This window comes from Kitasatospora sp. NPDC057595 (assembly GCF_042800875.1).
GTDB lineage: Bacteria > Actinomycetota > Actinomycetes > Streptomycetales > Streptomycetaceae > Kitasatospora.
In genome coordinates this window covers 162,442-176,987 of sequence record NZ_JBHVGL010000012.1, presented here as the reverse complement: position 1 = coordinate 176,987, position 14,546 = coordinate 162,442, and the positions used below count along the sequence as shown (strand labels likewise).

Here is a 14,546-nt window from a genome sequence, read left to right as displayed (position 1 = left end):
CGGCTAGGTTCTGAGGTGTCGCCGGGCACCGAGACACCCGGCGGCCCACACCACGCCGTGCCCGGAAGGGGCCCACGCCATGTCAGCCACCGCCACCGACGCCCAGTCGACCTACCTGGAGCTGTCCGAGGACAGCGGCAGCGCGCACAAGTTCTACGAGGTCCTGGTCAGCGGGGCGGCCGTCACCATCACCTACGGGCGGATCGGCGAGAGCGGCCAGACCAAGACCACCAGCTACCCCTCCCCGGAGAAGGCCGCGTCGGCCGCCGCCAAGAAGATCGGCGAGAAGGTCCGCAAGGGCTACGCCCCGGCGGTGCGCGGGGTGCGGCAGCGGCGGGCGGTGACGCGCCGGGCGATCGTCAGCACCCGCTCGACGGCCCGCCAGGCGCCAGTGCTGTGGCGGTTCCGCTCCGGCGCGGCGGCGTTCGGCATCTTCGTCGGCGAGGAGCACGCCTGGGTCGGCAACGAGCGCGGCGACGTCTACACCCTCACCCACGACGGCGAGGTGACCGGCCGCTACGGCCTGCCGGACGGCGTCAAGTGCATCGTCGCCGACGACTGGTGGATCTACGCCGGCTGCGACGACGGCAAGGTGTACGACCTGGGCGGCAAGGTGCCGCGGGTGGCGTACGAGATAGCCGAGGACGTCGACATCTACTGGCTGGACATCCACGACGGCGTGCTCGGCGTGGCCGACGCGCGCGGCGGGATCACCACCGTCGACCACGAGGACGAGTTCCAGTGGCGTCGCAAGGCCGAGGGCAGCGAGGGCTGGATGGTGCGCTGCGACGCCGACGGCGTCTACCACGGCCACTCGCGCGGCGTGGCCCGCTACGCCTCGCGCGGCGGCGCGCCGGTGTGGCACACCGGGACCGACGGCGCGGTGCTGTTCGGCTGGCAGGAGCGCGACGAGGTGTTCGCCGGCACCTCGCGCGGCTCGGTGCACCGGCTGCGCAAGGCGGACGGCTCCGAGGCGGCCCGCTACCGCTGCGACGCCGCGGTGTTCTCCTGCGCGGCCTCGCCCGACGGCCGCTACGTGTTCGCGGGCGACAACCACTCCTCGGTGTACTGCTTCGCGGCCGACGGCACCCGGCTGTGGAAGCTCGGCACCGGCTGCGGCTCGGCGTACAGCATGCAGTACCGCGACGGCCGGCTCTACCTGGTGACCACGGACGGTTCGCTGGTCTGCCTGGACGCGAGCGAGGAGGCGGTGCGCGCGGCCGAGGAGGGCCGGCTGCCGCAGGCCGCCGAGGTGGACGGCAGCGGTTGGACGGCGGCGGTGGCCGGCGCCGCGATCGAGTCGGTGACGGTCGGGTCGGCGGCGGCGACGGGCGGCATCGAGGTCGAGTGCGTGCAGGACGGCGCCCGGCTGCGGGTGCGGGTGGTGTCGCCGGGCTTCGACCCGCTGCGCCGGGTGCAGTTCCCGAAGGACATCCGGGTGGCGGGCGCGCGGTACCTGGTGGCGGAGGTGCTGGAGTCCGGCAGCGGCTCGTTCTACCGGGCCCGGGGTGACATCAAGCGGCTGCTCTGAATTCCCCCACCCGACGTTCCGTCCTCGTCCTGAGGCCGTTGACAGCCCGTCGCGGGCCTCGGTGTAATGCGGGTGCAATACGCACGCACGGCACACCGACACCGACCGTTTCGGGCAGTTCCCGGGGAAAGCAGGGCGTCATGAGCGTGGAAACCGAGGCCGTCACCGATTCCGGGGCATCGGCGGAGGCGTCCGTGCCGCAGTCCCGGATGGCCGCCCTCTACCAGCGGGACCGGACCTGCCAGGGGCTCGGCATCGCGCTCGACGCGGTGTCCACCGGGCGCGCGGTGATGCGGATGACGATCGGCCCGGCGATGGTGAACGGCCACGGCATCGCACACGGCGGTTTTCTCTTTCTGCTCGCCGACGCGGCCTTTTCCTACGCCTGCAACAGCTACGGCCCGGTGACGGTCGCCCAGGCCGCGCAGGTGACGTTCCTGGCACCGGCGGCGGTGGGGGACGAACTGACCGCCGAGGCGGTGGAGCGCACCCGCTCCGGGCGCACCGGCGTCTACGACGTGACGGTGCGCAACGCGGCAGGAAAGGTGATCGCGGAGTTCCGCGGCCAGAGCGTGATGCTGGCCGGAACGCCGCACAAGGGCTGAACAGCGGCCACGTCGAGGGCCGGGCCGCCCGGGCGGGGGACACCCGCCCGGGCGGCGCCCGGGGTCAGGCCGGCGGACGCTCGTCGATGACCTGCTGGAGCTTGCCGGTGCGCGGGTTGGTGACCAGCTCCGAGCGCGGCACCCACTCGATCACCAGGTCGTGGATCACCCCGGCCGCCACGTCGTCCGGATAGAGCGGCCGCGCCTTGTAGACCGCCTCGACCAGCCGCCCGGCCAGACCGGCCGGCGGCTGCTCGGTGTACCCGAGCCGCAGGATCAGCCCGTCCTTGCCGTCCCAGCGCCGCTGCACCATCTGCAGGCCGGAGATGACCTGCTCCGGGTCGTGCGCGAGCAGGACGGCCCGGATCTCCTCGGTCGGCATCGCCACCGTGCCGACCCGGGCGCCCTCGGTGGACCGGCCGACCAGGCGGAACCGCCCGCGTTCCACGTCGACCCACTCGGCGCGGTCGCCGGTCGGGTAGCGCAGGATCGGCATCAGGGTGCGGAACAGGTTGGTGACCACGACCCGGCCGGGCACCCCGGGCTCGGTGATCGGCTCGCCGGTGGTGTCGTCGACCAGCTCCACCACCGTCCGGTTCGGGAAGGCCTCGTGCACCCGGACGTCGTCGCCGGGCACCGGCGCGCCGACCAGACCGGCGTCCACCGAGGCGTAGCCGATCGAGGAGACGGCCGCGTTCGGGAAGGCCCGGGAGAGGATCGGGCGCAGGTCGGCGAAGAGCAGGTCCCCGCCGAACAGCAGCAGTTCGATCCGCTCGGCGGCCCTGCCCTCCTTGACCAGGTGCTCGGCGACGGAGCTGAGCTTCATCGGCTCACCGGCCAGCACGTCCACGCCGAAGTCGTGGATCAGGTCGGCGATGTACGCCTCGGGCGCGGCACCGACGGGCAGCCGGACGTTCTCGACCGGCGCGTGGTGCAGGGCGTTCTCGATGTAGAGGAAGCCGCCGTACAGCTCGCCGGCCCAGAACAGGTTGGCGACCCGGTGGCCTGGCCTGAGGCCGGCCTGGACGAGCCCCGCGCCGAAAGCGGTGACCGAGTCGGTGTGCTCGGTGCGCGACCAGGGGGAGAACTTGGGGACGCCGGAGGTGCCGCCGGTCTTGTAGACGCCGGCGTCCGTCAGCGGGCCGGTGAGCAGGCGGTTGTCCGGCCAGGAGTTGGCGGCCCAGAAGGCGGTCTGCTCGATCAGCGGCAGCTGGGCGAGGTGCTCGATCCGCGGCGGCAGGTCGCGGTAGAGCTCGGCGTAGAAGGGGGAGTTGCGCCGGGCGAAGTCGACCAGCTCGGGGAGTGGCTTGGCGGGCATGGCGGGGCTCCTGGGGATGCGTCAGGGGGAATCGGGAAGGCCGATCCAGCCGCGGGCGAGGGTCTGGACGGCCGAGCCGTCGGGGTCGGCGAGCTTGTGGGCCAGATGGCCGGCGGCCCAGGCGTTGGTGGGCACGCGGAAGGCGGGCCGCTCGGCGCGCAGCGTCCGCAGCACCACCTCGGCCACCTCGGCGGCCGGCTGGCCGGCGGCCTCCCAGCCCTGGCCGGCGACCCAGGTCAGGTAGTCGGCGAAGGTGGGCGCGTACGGGCCGGAGGCTGCCGCGATGGTGCGGCGGTCGATGTCCGGGAAGATCCCGAACCCGGTGTCGGGCACGAAGCCGGGCACCACGACGGAGACCCGCACGCCGTGCGCGGCGGCCACCGGGGCCAGGCTCTCCATGAAGCCCTCGACCGCGAACTTGGCGGCGCAGTAGGCCTCGTTGAACGGCTGCCCGACCACGCCGTGCACGCTGCCGATGGTGACCAGCCGCCCGCCGGAGGCGCGCAGCAGTGGCAGCGCGGCGCGGCTGACGGCGATCACGCCGAAGAAGTTCACCTCCAGGTTGGCCCGCAGCGCGGCGTCGGTGGACATCTCCAGGGTGGGGTCGAAGTTGGAGACGCCGGCGTTGTTGACCACCGCGTCCAGCCGTCCGTACGCCGCGGCCACGCCGTCGACGCAGGCGGTGACGGAGGCGGCGTCGGTGACGTCGAGCGGGCGGACGTCCAGGGTGACCCCGGCCTGCTCGGCGGCCTTGCACAGGGCTTCGGAGCGGGCCGGATCGCGCAGGGTGGCGACGGTGGTGAACCCGGCGCGGGCGGCGGCCACGGCGGTGGCCAGGCCGATGCCCGAGGAGCAGCCGGTGATCAGCAGGACGTCGCCGCTCATGACGCGCTCTCCGTCAACTCCGGTGAGACGTCCGCCGCCTGCTGCTTCTCCGCGCGGGCGGCGGCGTCCATCCGGGGCTGGATGCCGAGCGCGGGCAGGAAGGAGCAGGCCGCCAGCAGGGTGCCGCCGGCCATCACCCAGCGGGCCGCGTCCCGGATGCCCAGCGGTTCGGTGAGCGCCGACACGGCCAGGCCGCCGACCAGCGCGGCGAGCGGGATCACGCCCCAGGTGACGGTGCGGAACGCCGCGTGCATCACGCCCTGGTGCTCGGCGGACATCCGCGACTGCCGGGTGGGCGCGCTGCACACGTTGATGCAGGACATGAAGAAGCCGTAGCAGCCCATGGTCACCGCGATCACCGGTCCGGCGGGCAGCGCGGGCGCGGCCAGTACGCCGAGCCCGACGAGGCAGTGCAGCAGCAGCGACCAGGCCAGCGTCCGCCCCAGGCCGAGGCGTGCGCTGATCCGCGGCGCGACCACGGCGCCGATCAGCGCGCCCACCGCGCCGACCGACATCGCGGCGCCGAGCACGCCGACCGACACACCGAGGCCGCGGTAGGCGAGCACCGGCAGCACCGTGACGAAGACCGGCCCGCCGGAGTTGAGCGTGACGGCCGCCAGCACCACCCGGCGCAGCACCGGGTCGGCCCAGTTCATCCGGAAGCCCGCGGTCAGCCGCTCCCACACGGTGCCCTCGACGACGGTCCGCTCGCCCCACGGCCGCATCGAGCGGAAGCAGGCGGCGGACACCAGGTAGCTGGCCGCGTCCACCAGCAGCGCGCCCACCCCGAGCGCGCTGTACAGGCCGGCGGCGATCGACGGCCCGGCCACCTCGGAGACCGAGTTGCTGCCCTCCAGCCGGGAGTAGGCGCGCACCATCCGGTCCTCGGGCACCACGGCGGGGACGGCGATCAGATAGCCGACGTTGAAGAAGATGGTCGCGCCGCTGATCACCGCCACGCAGCCGAACAGCAGCGCGGTGGAGAGGAAGTCCAGCCAGTACGCCAGCGGGATCACCAGGACGGCGGCCAGCCGCAGCAGGTCGCAGGCCAGCATGGTGAGGCGTTTGTCCCAGCGGTCGACCAGCACACCCGCGACCGGGCCGAGCAGCGGGATGCCGAGGTACTGGGCCATCGCCACCACGCCGACCTGGAGGGCGGAGGCGTGCAGGACGAAGATCATCAGGGTGGGGACGACGAACACGGTGATCCGGTCGCCGACCACGCTGACCGTCTGGCCGGCCCAGAACAGGTTGAAGCCGCGCCCCAGGTCCTCCGGGCGCCGCGGCTTCACGAGGCCTCCCCGTCGGAGGCCGCCGCGGTGTCGGGAGTCGCCGCGGCGCCGGTGGCCTCGCGCACCACGAAGGAGGCCGTCTTGCCGGTGCGGTCGTTGCTGACCAGCGCGTCCGCCACCCGGACCGTGACGTGCTCCGGGTCGTGCTGGAAGGCGGTGCTCAACGTGAAGGTGGCGGACAGCAGTTCGGTACGCAGCGCGGCGGCGTCCACCGCCGTGCCCGGGCCGGCCAGCAGCAGGACGTCCACCCCGGTGGCCCGGCCGCCGTCCTCGGTGATCACCACTTGGGCCCGGGAGACGCCGGGTTCGCGCTCGGCCCGGGCGACCAGCTCGTCGACGTGCAGGCCGAGGCCGCGCACCTGGACGACGTTGTCGCGCCGCCCCAGCACCCGCATCGCCCGGCCCGGGCGCCCGCACGGGCAGTCGGTCAACCCGCCCGCGTCGCCGGTGCGGTAGCGCAGCACCGGGTTGAGCATCTCCGGGTTGAGGGTGGTGAAGTCCAGCAGTCCGTCCGGGCCCGCGTGCACCAGCTGGTCGGGCAGCGGGTGGAAGGTGTCCGCGGGGCAGTCGGGCGTATTGGTGCCGACCACCCAGGTCTCGGTGGAGCCGAACATGCCCCAGCGGCGGGCCTGCGGTGCGACGGCCGCGAGGTCCTCCTCCAGCTGCGGCTGCCAGGCCTCGCCAAGCCAGAGCACCTTCCGCAGGGCGGGCAGCTTGATGCCGGCGGCGCGGGCGTGCGTGAACCACAGGCGCAGCACGCTCGGGGTGCCGCCGATCGCGGTGACGCCCCGGTCGGCGAGGAAGCCCAGCCAGTCCGGGTACTCTTCGCGGGTGATCGAGCCGAGCGCGATCACCCGGCAGCCGGCGCGGTCGGCGAGCGCGGCGGCGAGGAAGTGCGCGCCCCACATCCGGCCCGCGCCCCAGGCGTTGGCGAACACGTCGTCGCGGTCCAGTGCCTGCCAGTGCTCCTGGACGCCGGCCATGTAGAAGCCGGTCGGCGCGTAGCCGACCTTGGGCGCGCCGGTGGAGCCACCGCTCTGGAACAGCCAGGTGGCGGCCGTCGTGCTGCGCGGCTCCAGATGGGCGAGCGCGGTGTTCAGGTCGTCCTTGAGCAGCGGCGGCAGGGCGGCCAGCTCCTCCAGGGTGCGGACGCCGCCGGGGTGTGCGGCGTAGCGCGGGGCCAGCCCGGGCACCGTCCGCAGCAGCTCCAAGGTCCGTGCGGCGACGGGAAGCCGGGGCTCGGCCGCGTCGGGCGGAAGGGAGAAGGCATCGGTCATCGGGCGTCCGATCGGAGGATGGGGGACAGGGGGCGGTTCGCGAGCCACTTGGCGTGGGCGTCCCGGTAGGCGGTGAAGCGGGCCCGGGTGATGTCCCGCTGCAGGGTGCGGCCCGGGTCGTCGAAGTCCGGGGCGATCACGCCGTCCGGCTCCAGCTCGGAGAACCAGTACCGCTCGCCGTCGTGCAGGAAGTCCACGCAGAAGAACGGGATCGCCAGCTTCTCGGCGAAGTAGGCGGTGGCCTCGGCGAGTTCGGGCGGCACTGGTGGGAACTCCATCGAGCCGCCGCGGCTGGCGTTGGCCACCGGCGAACCGGGCTCGGGCACCCGCCGCAGCGCCGCGTACGGCTTGCCGTCGATCACGTAGACGCGGTAGTCCACGGTGCCGTCGCCGAGGTAGGGCTGGGCGATCAGCGTGGTGTCGCCGCCCTGGGCGAGGCTGGCCAGGCCGCGGACGTCCTCCGGGCCGCGCGCCAGGTTGATGCCGCCGCCGCCGCACCAGCCGGCCGGCTTGACGATCGCCGGGTAGGTCAGCGAGCCGAGCGCCACCTCGTAGTGGTGCTTGGCGACGTCCCGGCCGGTGCCGATCCGGACCGACGGGATCGGCGGGACCGGGGAGTCGGCCAGGTGCAGCACGGTGGCCAGCTTGTCGTTGCCGATCAGCGAGATGTGCGGCGGGAACGGCAGGTAGAAGCCGGCCTGCTCCAGCACCGCGTACAGCGCGTACTGGTTGAAGACGTCCATCGACTGGTACGGCAGCGAGTAGAGCGCGGTGATGAACAGGGTGTCCCGCGGGGTCACCGGCTCCTCGTCGACGTACACCAGCGGGCGGGCCGGGTCGGTGGCGTCCACGGTGACCGCGTCCGGCGCGTGCCGGCACCAGGTGAGGCCCAGCTCCTCGGCCACCTCGGCGTAGAGGTCCCAGAAGTAGTGGCGCCAGGTCGCGGTGGTGCGGGTGGACTCGCGGTCGGGGAAGATCCAGCACATCCGGCGCAGCGGGCCGGGGTCGTGTGAGGCGGGACCGTGTGAGGCGGGATCGTGCGGGGCGGACGGGTTCACCGTGCTGCTCCTTCCTGGGGGGCGGGGTGCCCGGCCCGCTCCGCCCACCAGCGGCGGCCGGCCTCGGGGAGGGTGTCCACCGGGTCGTAGTAGGGGTGGAGGCGGTCCAGCGCGTCGTGCCCGGCCGGGGCGGTGCCCGCGTCGCGGACCTCCAGGCCGGTGCGGTAGTTCTTCGTCCAGTACGAGACGCCGCGCTCGCGGTCGTACGCCACCACCTGGTGCACCCAGCGCTTGCCGAGCCGCGGCACGTCGCAGACCAGGCGCGGGGTGGCGTATCCGGGCAGGTAGCCCATGATCGCCTCCTGCAGGCGCTGTGCGTGGTGGAGGCTGGTGCGCCAGTGCTCGGCGTTGGGGATCATGTCGCAGAGGTAGAAGTAGTACGGCAGGATGTTGGCCTCGCCCTGGAGGGCGAAGCAGAGGTCCAGCAGGTCCTCGGGGGTGTCGTTGACCCGGCGCATCAGCACGCCCTGGTTGCGCACGTCCCGCACGCCCGCGTCGAGCAGCGCCCGGGCCGCCTCGGCGACCAGCGGGGTCACCGAGCGGACGTGGTTGGCGTGGGTGTGCACGGCGAGGTTGACGGCCCGGCCGGCGGCGAGCGTGGCCATCCGGTGCACGCCCTCCAGCACCTGCGGCTGCAGCCAGTGCTGCGGCAGGCCGACCACCGCCTTGCTGGCGAGCCGGATGTCACGCACCGTCTCCAGCTCCAGCAGCCGGCGCAGGAAGGACTCCAGCTGCGGCCAGGGCACGTTGGCGAGGTCGCCGCCGGAGACCACCACGTCGCGCACGGCCGGGGTGCGCTTGAGGTAGTCGAGCATCTGCTCCTGGCGGTGCTCCGGCCGCAGCGTCAGGCGGGTCTTGGCGACCTGGGGCGTGGAGGTGCCGACCAGGTCCATCCGGGTGCAGTGGCCGCAGTACTGCGGGCAGGTGGCGACCAGTTCGGCCAGCACCTTGGTGGGGTAGCGGTGGGTGAGGCCCTCGGTCACCCACATCTCGGCCTCGTGCAGCGAGTCGCGCTCGGCCTTGGGGTGGCTGGGCCAGTGCGGGAGCCGGTCGGCGAGCATCGGCAGCATGTAGCGGCGCACCGGGTCGGCGAGGAACGCGGCGGTGTACTCCCCCGGGGTGGTCGGCGCGTTCGCCGCCATGGTGTTGAGCATCTGCGGCGGCACCAGCAGCGGCATCGTCGCGAACCCGGCCTGGTCGGCGTCGAGTTGGGCATAGCACTCAGGCGTGAGCAAGTCGCCGACAACGGCGCGCAGTTGGCGGGTGTTCTTGACGCAGTGGGCGCGCTGCCACTGGGCGTCGCGCCACTGCGCCCCGGTCACCTCGCGCCAGCCGGGCAGCCGGCGCCAGTCGGGTTCCACCAGGGGCGTGCGGACGTACTGGTAGGGCTGCGCGGGCGCGGGGGGCGCGGGCGCAGCGTGGCGGTCGTCCATCCGGGGGCTACTGGCCGGTGAAGAGGGTGGCGAAGCGGGTGCGCAGTTCGCGCTTGAGTACCTTGCCGGTGGGCCCGAGCGGGAACTCCGACGCGGTGCGGGCGATCCGGACGGCGGCGAGCGCGGCCAGGCCGGCCCCGGCGAGCGCCTTGTTGGCGGCCTCCAGCACCTCGGTGTCCGTCGCGGACTCCGCATCCTGCTGCAACTGGACGACGGCGATGGGCCGTTGGCCCTCTCCGGCGGCGCCGGGCACGCCGACCACCGAGCAGTCCCGGACCAGCTCGGCGCAGTCCGCCAGCAGCACCTCCTCGATCGGCAGGCTGTAGACCGGGCCGGCCGCGGTGTCGATGACGTCCACCGTCCGGTCCAGGTGGTAGAAGCGGCCCTCGGCGTCGCGCCGGGCGACGTCCCCGGTGAGCCAGTACCCGGCGAGTTCGAAGCTGCCGGTCAGCCGGCCGTCGTTCCAGTAGCCGGGCGTGCGCGAGGGCGAGTCGATCGCCAGCAGCCCGACCGTGCCGTCCGGCACCTCGGCGCCGTCCTGGTCCAGCACGGCGGCCCGGCGCACCACCTCCAGCGGCTTGCCGACGCAGCGGTCGTCGCGGTCCGACTCCGGTGTGGTCACCTGGCCGAACAGTGCCATGCCCATCTCGGAGGAGCCCAGGCCGTCGACGAACTGCGAACCGGGCAGGGCGGGTTGCTCCGCCTTCTCCCGCGGCAGCAGCCAGGGCCGGATCAGCCCGGCCGGGCGCTCGCCGAGTCGGACCAGGCGGCGGATGTGCCCGTAGTGGGCGCTGTCGCCGGTGTTGAACCAGGAGTGCACCCTGGCGGCGCCCTTCACCGGGAGTTCCCCGGTGGCGAGTTCGACGAAGGTGCGGGGGAACGAGGCGACCATGGTCGGCTGGAAGGCCTCCATCACCGGCTCGACCACCGCCCGGCGCCAGTCGGCCATCACCACGGTCGGCAGACCGAGCAGGGTCGCGGTGAGGAAGTAGCTCAGGCCGCCCGCGTGGGTGTGCGGCATCAGCGACATCAGCCGGTCGGACGGCTCGGCGGGGAAGCGCACCATGCGCGGCTGCTTGCCGTCCCAGAACTGGCGGTGTCCGAGCATGGTGGACTTCGGGGTGCCGGTGGTGCCGGAGGAGTGGATCAGCGCGACCACGTCGTCCGGCGCGTGCCGGTACGGGTACTGGGCGGGCAGGGAGCCGGAGGACTCCGCGTCGAAGGCCCGGACCTCGGCGGCGAGCGCGAGGAACCGGGGGCGGTGCTGCGGGTCCTCGCGGTAGGCGGCGGCCAGCCGGGTGGTGTCGTCGGCCACCACGCCGACCACACCGACGTGGTGGAGGTAGCGGACCATCACGTCGTGCCGCATCGCGTCGTTGACCAGGGCCGGGACGGCGCCCAGCGCGCTGAGCGCGAGGAAGTGCAGCAGTGGCTCCAGGCCCTCGGCGATCACCACGGCCACCGGCTCGCCCGGGCGCACGCCGTTGGCGTGGTACCAGGCGGCGTAGCGGTCGCGCTGTGCGGCCAGGTCGAGCAGGCTGTGGCCGCGCAGCACGACGGCGCCGCGGTGGTCGGTGTGGTGGCTGTAGGCGAACGGGACCGCGCGGTTCGGGTTCACCGCGATGGCGTGGTCGAGGAAGTTGCCCGCCCCGAGGCCGGGTTCGGCCATCAGCCGCTCGCGGGCGGCGAGCGGTGCGATCGGGGTGGGCGGGGTGCTGCTCAGGGCGGAACTCGGGTCGCTCATGGCGTCTCCTGAGAGGGGGGTGGCCCGCGGTTCTTGTGGAACGGGAGCACGGGCGGCGGGGGAGCGGTGGTCGGTGGTGCTCTGGCCGTCTAGCGGTTGTGCCCGTTGTGCCGGTGTGCGTGTCGGCCGGGGCGGCGGGTCAGGCCTCGCCGTCGAGGATCTCCGCGACGACCCGGTGGCCGGAGCGGATCGCGCCCTCCAGCAGGCCGAAGAACTCCGTGCTGGTCTCGGTGCCGGCCCAGTGCACCCGGCCGTGCGGCGCGGTCAGCGTCGGGCCGAGCCGCAGCCAGTCGCCGGGCCCGAAGAGTGCGGCGTAACAGCCTTTGCTGTAGGGCTCGTTGACCCAGTCGGTGACGTGGAAGCCGACCGGCTCGGGCAGCATCGGGAACAGCCGGGCGGCCTGTGCGACCGCGGCGGCGCGCTGCTCGCCCGGTCCGAGGGCGGCGTAGCGGTGCGCCTCGGCGCCGGTGACGAAGCCGGTGAGCACCCCGACCGCCGAGCCGGCGGGTGAGTCGTCCACCGTGGAGAGCAGCGGGCCCTCCGCGTTGACCGACCAGCCGGAGAGCCCGTGCTCGCGCCAGACCGGTGACGGGTAGACCAGGTTGACCTTGACGGCGCAGCCGCGCCCGGTCAGCTCGCCCGCCCGGCGGGCCGGGCGATCGGGTCCCAGGTCGAGGGCGTCGGCGAGCAGCGGCGGCAGGGCCACCACGGCGACGTCGGCCCGGTACGTCGCGCCGCGCTCGGAGTGAACGGTGACTCCGTCGGCGTCCTGGGCGACGGCACGCACCGCCGTGCCGAGCCGGACGGTGCCGTGGTGCCGCTCGGCCAGCCGGCCGGCCAGCCGCTCGCAGAGCAGGTGCGCGCCGCCCGCGATCCGGTCCTGCTGGGCGCCGCCCTCGAAGGCGTTGAGATAGCGCAGGCCGCCGCCGGAGCGCAGGTAGAAGGCCATGTGCAGGACCGAGACCTCGGCCGGGTCGGCGGCCATCATCTCGCCCAGGAAGAGCGGGAAGAACAGCCGGGCGTCCGGGTGGTCGAGGTACTGCTCGGCCCACTCGGCGGCGGTGAGGCCGTCCAGCCGCTCGGCGTCCGGAGTGAGCCAGGGCGCCTCCGGGCGGACGACGGCGGTCAGTTCGGCGAGGTGGTCGAAGAGGTCGCCGAGCGCCACCGCGTTGAGCGGCGGGAACCGGCCGTCCCGGGTGGCGTGTTCGCCGTCCGCGCGGCCGTCGTGGCCGCCCAGTGCGAAGCGGCTCGCGCCGAGCATCGTGGTCGGCGTGGTGTGGAGGCCCAACTCCTTGATGAGGTCGAGGAGTTCGGTGTGTCGTGCGCCGAGGTAGGCGGCGCCGGCGTCGATCCAGGCATCGGGCGCGACCTCGATCCCGTGCGTGCGCCCGCCGACCCGATCCCGGGCCTCCAGCACGGTGACGTCCAGCCCACGGGCCGCCAGCCCCTCGGCGGCGGTCAGACCCGCCAGTCCGGCGCCGACGACGACCGCGGAGCGCGCTCTGCCGCCGGTCATCTGATGCCCGCGATCAGCGCGACGAGGCCGGCCGGGGTGGGGGCGAGCACGAAGTCCTCGAAGGACAGCTCGACGCCGTACGTCCGGGCCAGGGCGCTCAGCACGCGGGTGGCGATGAGGGAGTCACCGCCGAGGAGGAAGAAGTCGGAGTCCGCCGCGACGTCCTCGGTCTCCAGGACGCGACGGAAGATCGCCGTCACGCCCTCGGTGTCGGCGGGGGTGGTGTCTACGCTGCTCAACGGGGTCTCCTAGGGACCGTCGGGGGTCGCGGCGCGCCGGGGGCGGCACCGCGTGAGGGTGGTGGGCCGTTCGGTGCGCGGGCCCGGGGCGCGTGAGGGCGGAAGCGTTATGGGCAGGCGGGTGCCGGTGCCGTGGTTGAAGCCGTGGTCGGGGCCGAGTGGCGGCGGTGCGAGGCGGCCCGGTCGACCTTGCCGCTCGCCGTGAGCACCAGCTCCGGCACGACCGTGATCCGGCTGGGCACGAGGTGGCCGGGTACCCGGTCCCGCAGATGGGCGCGGACCTCGGCGTCCAGCGTCCCGGCCGCCGCCCCGGCGCGCGGGACCACGTACGCGACGAGCGCGGAGCGCCCGGCGACGGTCGCCCCCGTCACCGCCACCGCCTGCACGCCCGGATGCCCGCCGATGTGCGCCTCCACCTCGGCCGGGTCGACCCGGATCCCGCGGATCTTGAACTCGCCGTCCATCCGGCCCTGGTGGGTCAGCACGCCGTCCGGCCCGCGGCTCACCCGGTCGCCGGTGCGGTACCAGCGCACGCCCTCGGCGTCCTCGGTGAACCGGGCCGCGGTGGCCTCCGGCAGGCCGAGGTAGCCGAGCGCCACCGCCGGTCCGCCGATCAGCAACTCGCCGTGCTCGTCGATCCGTTCGTGCACATGGGGCAGGGCGCGGCCGATCGGCACCCGGTCGCCGGCCGCCCAGGGCCGGTCCCGGACGGCGGCGAGCGGTCCGTGCAGGTCGACGGCATGGGTGATCAGCGTGGTCTCGGTGGAGCCGTAGGTGTTGAGCAGCCGGATCCGTCCGGTGTCGAGGGTGGCCCAGTCGGCCAGCCGCGCCGGGTTGGCCGGCTCGCCGCCGATCACCAGCAGCCGGACGCACCCGGGCAGCGCGGCGCCCCCCTCGGCGAGGTGCAGGACGAGCTCGTGCCAGAAGGCGGTGGGCAGGTCGAGCACGGTGATCCGCTCGCGCTCGATCATCCGCAGGAAGCGCGGGAACGACCCGCTGTGCGCCTCACGGTCCAGGACCAGCGCGGCGCCGGTGGTGAGGGTCGGCAGGATCTCCTCGAAGCAGGTGTCCCAGTTCAGCGAGGCGAACTGGAGCACCCGGTCCTCGGGGGTGAGGCCGAAGAGCGTGCGCAGCGAGTCGACGGCGGCGGAGATCGCCCGTCGCGGTGTGACGACGGGCTTCGGCTGCCCGGTCGAGCCCGACGTGAAGAGCAGATAGGCCGGCCGCTCCGGCTGTTCCGAGCCGTCCCGGGAGGTCGCGGCTAATCGGGGTAACTCGGCGGCGTCCGGCAGCGGTTCGGGATCGAGGCCGATGGCCTTCCGGCACCCGACCGCCGCCAGCATCTCCCGCTGCCGTTGCGGCGGGAACGCCGGGTCGACGGGGCAGTACGCCCCGCCGGCGGCCAGGATGCCGAGCAGGCCGATGACGGTGTCCGGCGTATGCGTCGCCGAAACCGCCACCACGCCCGGCGCGGTGCCGATGTGTGCGGCCAAACTGCTTGCTGATTCGTTCAGTTGGCGATAGCTGAGGTCCTGTCCGTGGTGGACGATCGCCGGGCGTGCGGGATATCGGCGCACGGTTTCCGTGAACGCGTCAATCAGGTCGGAAGTGGCCCCGTGGATGTTGCGGTTATTTGTCATGCCCGCCC

Annotated in this window: 12 protein-coding genes; 2 read left to right on the top strand and 10 right to left on the bottom strand. The window is 73.7% G+C overall.

Annotated elements, in window-relative coordinates; translation table 11 throughout:
- Positions 1-79: 79 nt before the first annotated feature.
- Both ACFU9E_RS19820 and paaI read left to right on the top strand, forming a co-directional pair.
- The gene (locus ACFU9E_RS19820; RefSeq protein WP_380682819.1) at positions 80-1,531 is read left to right on the top strand and encodes a WGR domain-containing protein; all 1,452 of its coding nucleotides are present in this window, start codon (positions 80-82) and stop codon (positions 1,529-1,531) included.
- Positions 1,532-1,740: 209 nt separating this feature from the next.
- On the top strand, positions 1,741-2,136 hold the full coding sequence (paaI, locus tag ACFU9E_RS19815) for a hydroxyphenylacetyl-CoA thioesterase PaaI (protein ID WP_380682821.1): 396 nt from the start codon (positions 1,741-1,743) through the stop codon (positions 2,134-2,136).
- A 64-nt stretch (positions 2,137-2,200) separates the two neighbouring features.
- Here the strand turns inward: paaI and ACFU9E_RS19810 are convergent, their stop codons facing one another.
- The 10 genes from ACFU9E_RS19810 to ACFU9E_RS19765 form a co-directional block, all read right to left on the bottom strand.
- Complete coding sequence (locus tag ACFU9E_RS19810) at positions 2,201-3,454, bottom strand: phenylacetate--CoA ligase family protein (RefSeq protein WP_380684396.1); 1,254 nt, start codon at positions 3,452-3,454, stop codon at positions 2,201-2,203.
- A gap of 21 nt (positions 3,455-3,475) precedes the next feature.
- Positions 3,476-4,339 carry an SDR family NAD(P)-dependent oxidoreductase gene (locus ACFU9E_RS19805; protein ID WP_380684395.1) on the bottom strand — a complete coding sequence of 288 codons (864 nt, stop codon included), beginning with the start codon at positions 4,337-4,339 and terminating at the stop codon, positions 3,476-3,478.
- On the bottom strand, positions 4,336-5,631 hold the full coding sequence (locus ACFU9E_RS19800; RefSeq protein ID WP_380684394.1) for an MFS transporter: 1,296 nt from the start codon (positions 5,629-5,631) through the stop codon (positions 4,336-4,338). Before ACFU9E_RS19800 ends, ACFU9E_RS19805 begins: the two co-directional genes overlap by 4 nt.
- Positions 5,628-6,908, bottom strand: coding sequence for a phenylacetate--CoA ligase family protein (locus ACFU9E_RS19795; protein ID WP_380684393.1), 1,281 nt, complete (start codon positions 6,906-6,908; stop codon positions 5,628-5,630). The genes ACFU9E_RS19800 and ACFU9E_RS19795 overlap by 4 nt, the downstream gene beginning before the upstream one ends.
- Entirely contained in the window at positions 6,905-7,966 is a 1,062-nt protein-coding gene (locus tag ACFU9E_RS19790) for a RimK family alpha-L-glutamate ligase (protein ID WP_380684392.1), read from the bottom strand. The genes ACFU9E_RS19795 and ACFU9E_RS19790 overlap by 4 nt, the downstream gene beginning before the upstream one ends.
- A complete protein-coding gene (locus ACFU9E_RS19785) occupies positions 7,963-9,399 on the bottom strand; it encodes a KamA family radical SAM protein (protein ID WP_380684391.1) in 1,437 nt (478 codons plus the stop codon). Before ACFU9E_RS19785 ends, ACFU9E_RS19790 begins: the two co-directional genes overlap by 4 nt.
- Positions 9,400-9,406: 7 nt before the next feature.
- Positions 9,407-11,143 carry a class I adenylate-forming enzyme family protein gene (locus ACFU9E_RS19780; RefSeq protein ID WP_380684390.1) on the bottom strand — a complete coding sequence of 579 codons (1,737 nt, stop codon included), beginning with the start codon at positions 11,141-11,143 and terminating at the stop codon, positions 9,407-9,409.
- Between the two features lie 139 nt (positions 11,144-11,282).
- Positions 11,283-12,659 carry a flavin monoamine oxidase family protein gene (locus tag ACFU9E_RS19775; protein WP_380684389.1) on the bottom strand — a complete coding sequence of 459 codons (1,377 nt, stop codon included), beginning with the start codon at positions 12,657-12,659 and terminating at the stop codon, positions 11,283-11,285.
- Positions 12,656-12,898: a phosphopantetheine-binding protein gene (locus ACFU9E_RS19770; protein WP_380684388.1), complete on the bottom strand. Its 243-nt coding sequence runs from the start codon at positions 12,896-12,898 to the stop codon at positions 12,656-12,658. Before ACFU9E_RS19770 ends, ACFU9E_RS19775 begins: the two co-directional genes overlap by 4 nt.
- A 107-nt stretch (positions 12,899-13,005) precedes the next feature.
- Positions 13,006-14,538: an amino acid adenylation domain-containing protein gene (locus tag ACFU9E_RS19765; protein ID WP_380684387.1), complete on the bottom strand. Its 1,533-nt coding sequence runs from the start codon at positions 14,536-14,538 to the stop codon at positions 13,006-13,008.
- Positions 14,539-14,546 lie beyond the last annotated feature (8 nt).

Bases quoted from the DNA above. Each gene is read 5' to 3' on its own strand.
- ACFU9E_RS19785 (WP_380684391.1), bottom strand. From the start codon at position 9,399: ATGGACGACCGCCACGCTGCGCCCGCGCCCCCCGCGCCCGCGCAGCCC.
- ACFU9E_RS19780 (WP_380684390.1), bottom strand. From the start codon at position 11,143: ATGAGCGACCCGAGTTCCGCCCTGAGCAGCACCCCGCCCACCCCGATC.
- ACFU9E_RS19820 (WP_380682819.1), top strand. From the start codon at position 80: ATGTCAGCCACCGCCACCGACGCCCAGTCGACCTACCTGGAGCTGTCC.
- ACFU9E_RS19810 (WP_380684396.1), bottom strand. From the start codon at position 3,454: ATGCCCGCCAAGCCACTCCCCGAGCTGGTCGACTTCGCCCGGCGCAAC.
- ACFU9E_RS19795 (WP_380684393.1), bottom strand. From the start codon at position 6,908: ATGACCGATGCCTTCTCCCTTCCGCCCGACGCGGCCGAGCCCCGGCTT.
- ACFU9E_RS19805 (WP_380684395.1), bottom strand. From the start codon at position 4,339: ATGAGCGGCGACGTCCTGCTGATCACCGGCTGCTCCTCGGGCATCGGC.
- ACFU9E_RS19775 (WP_380684389.1), bottom strand. From the start codon at position 12,659: ATGACCGGCGGCAGAGCGCGCTCCGCGGTCGTCGTCGGCGCCGGACTG.
- paaI (WP_380682821.1), top strand. From the start codon at position 1,741: ATGGCCGCCCTCTACCAGCGGGACCGGACCTGCCAGGGGCTCGGCATC.
- ACFU9E_RS19765 (WP_380684387.1), bottom strand. From the start codon at position 14,538: ATGACAAATAACCGCAACATCCACGGGGCCACTTCCGACCTGATTGAC.